Consider the following 2,563-nt stretch of genomic DNA (forward strand, 5'->3'; position numbering starts at 1 on the left):
TTGTAGACATAATGGCACCTCCTTTGATTGATACATTTATCGTACCGGAGGTGCCTGATGTTTTATATGCGTTGTTTGATTACGGGCTTACACTTCTCTTTTAAGTTCTAAAAATGAAAAGGCAGTAAGCTGATTTGCCCACTACCTTTTTGTGGTTAACTCTACTATTTTACTACACAAGTGGACTTTCTAAAAAAGCACCTACTTTGTCATGCCCATATTTAAAAAATTCAATAGCTGACGAAGGTCTTAAAAATTGATTAAACATTCTTTCAAAAATACCATCAGATAACATTTGCTTAACATTTTTATACTCAATTTCGATTGCTTGTCCTTTATGTTCAAACACTTTTGAATGAACTTGAGTAGTATTAAACCTAGCTGTTTGTTTTTTGGATAAAATATTAACATTTACCTCCTTATCCTCAAACATCTTCAACCATTTATCTATATCTAGAGACATGTAAATCACTTTTTCTCCATTAATTAACTTTACTTTGTCATTTATACTAAATGGGTGTAAAAATAAAGGATAAGACAATGGTGAGCTAACAGAACTTCTCAAATCAATTGTTGGAAAGTCTATACCGACAGATTCTTTCCACATGTCAAAACCTGTATGAATAGACATTTTTGAGGTATTGTACACACCCACAATAAGACAACCATCGATCGTTCTAAGTGAATAATTTCTTTTATCTACTTCTTTCATCATAGATGCTACGACTTCGTCAAAGTGTTCTGTATAAAATGTCTCCTTAACAGTTTGAATGTTAAGCCCAGTCACTTCGTCTGTTCCAGAGCCCGTATTAATAATTTTTGCTTTATTTAATGCCGTTGATTTTTGTTTAACATATCGATTAAATTGTTTTTTAAACTTTTCATCTTTGTCTTCCAACTGATAATGTAATCTTCTATCACACGGTATTTCTTCATATTCTTCAACTATTTTTGCAATTTCATCATTCACCTTTCCTTCTTTTAATTCTATCAGTTTTATATCAGGGCTATCCAATTCTCTTACTAATAAGTCACCCACTTGAATAAAAGACGTAATATCATTTACTAATGGGAATGTAGTTTTATCACTATTAAAAATTTCTTCCACTACTTTTAAATCATGTTTTAAATTAGAATTGAATATTTCTACTTGTGAAGTGAAACTATATAATCTTCTAATTATTGTTCTATCAAATCCTAATAATTGCCATGCGATAGTGTCTGCAATCTTTCTTAACACACTTTCTTTATATTCAATAACCTTCAAGTTATATTTTGACTTTTCAAGAGATTCTTTACTCGCTTTCTGTTTATTTAATTCTTTAATCAGTTTTTTTATTGTATCTCGCTTTTTCCCTAATTGTAATAAATTTTGTATTATTAGATTTTGTGCTTTCATAAATCCTATGTGTACATTTGAAATAAACTCAACATTTTTTTCTTTACTTTTTGAGAGTTTTCCAACAAAATCAATACAGCATAACAAAACGTTAGTCCTTCCTTACACACATTCAATTATCCTGCCAGCGTCCCTCACTAATTAAAATCTCTTTTAACCTTTGAAACATTTTGGGATGAAAATTAACTGACTGGGGATGATTATTTATTTCAGTAGGATTTAAAACATCATTTGAAACCATCCATATTTTTTCCTTATCGTTCTTATCTTGATATACATTAATCACAAACGAAATGGTCCTACTACTTTCCTTATTAGATTTATAAATTTCCCCTCTAAAAAATTGTTGTTTACTCAATTAATTCACTCCCTATTTTTTATACCCGTTCTTCCCATTTTAATTCAGGGAACTGTACTTTAAGTCTATGTATTTCATGTAACTTCTCAATGATATATTTTTGAATACTTTCAATATGATCTGATTCTGCTAAAAAGCTTAAAAGAGATTTACCTAGATATACTCTAAAATAGTCTTTTTCATCTTCGGGACTCTCAAAAATCCATTCTTCATTCTCAATACAGAAGGTATTAATTGCTTTGATAAGCTCATCTTTCCTTCTACAATTAGGACCTATCTCTAAGAATACCGTAATATCTGGATATTCTTCCTCTGTAAACCTGAATCCGCAACCAATGAATTTCCAATCACTTTGATCACTAATCGAAACATATCTATTGAAAGTCCTTAGCTGATTCGCTCTATTTGACCATTGCATGGGCTTTCCAAAAAGTTGTATAAATATTTCTTTTACCTTACCATTTAGTGTTTCATCTAACATAGATTGTAATTTATAAAGATTCTGTAATGCATATATATCAGTTGGTGTAAATTTTCTGCTTTTATTCAATTCATTAACCTCCATGTATTTAAGCACTTCGTTTACATATAAATCTCCTTTAAAAGTCATTAACCAATTGTAAAATTGGAACCACTGTAGCTGGTTAAATTTTGTTCCTTTTTGAAAGTATCCGCTTTTCTTCTTTGGATCATATTTTCTAGTGATGTAAAATAACACTAGTGTTGCATAAATGTTGACGCAATTTTCAGTTTAATGTTTTTTCCTGTTTAGAGCCAAAAAAGTAAATACCTTATTAAAGGTGGCT

3 protein-coding genes are annotated in these 2,563 nt (G+C 30.0%); all 3 read right to left on the reverse strand.

Annotation, left to right across the window (positions count from 1 at the left end; genetic code table 11):
- Positions 1–172: 172 nt before the first annotated feature.
- The 3 genes from AS180_RS21140 to AS180_RS21150 are packed head-to-tail and all read right to left on the reverse strand — an operon-like array spanning position 173 to position 2,307.
- Complete coding sequence (locus tag AS180_RS21140; RefSeq protein ID WP_025907937.1) at positions 173–1,486, reverse strand: hypothetical protein; 1,314 nt, start codon at positions 1,484–1,486, stop codon at positions 173–175.
- A gap of 25 nt (positions 1,487–1,511) precedes the next feature.
- A complete protein-coding gene (locus AS180_RS21145; RefSeq protein ID WP_025907938.1) occupies positions 1,512–1,757 on the reverse strand; it encodes a hypothetical protein in 246 nt (81 codons plus the stop codon).
- Between the two features lie 19 nt (positions 1,758–1,776).
- Complete coding sequence (locus tag AS180_RS21150; RefSeq protein WP_156413529.1) at positions 1,777–2,307, reverse strand: hypothetical protein; 531 nt, start codon at positions 2,305–2,307, stop codon at positions 1,777–1,779.
- Positions 2,308–2,563 lie beyond the last annotated feature (256 nt).

This window comes from Priestia veravalensis, from assembly GCF_001457055.1.
Classification (GTDB): Bacteria; Bacillota; Bacilli; order Bacillales; family Bacillaceae_H; genus Priestia; species Priestia flexa.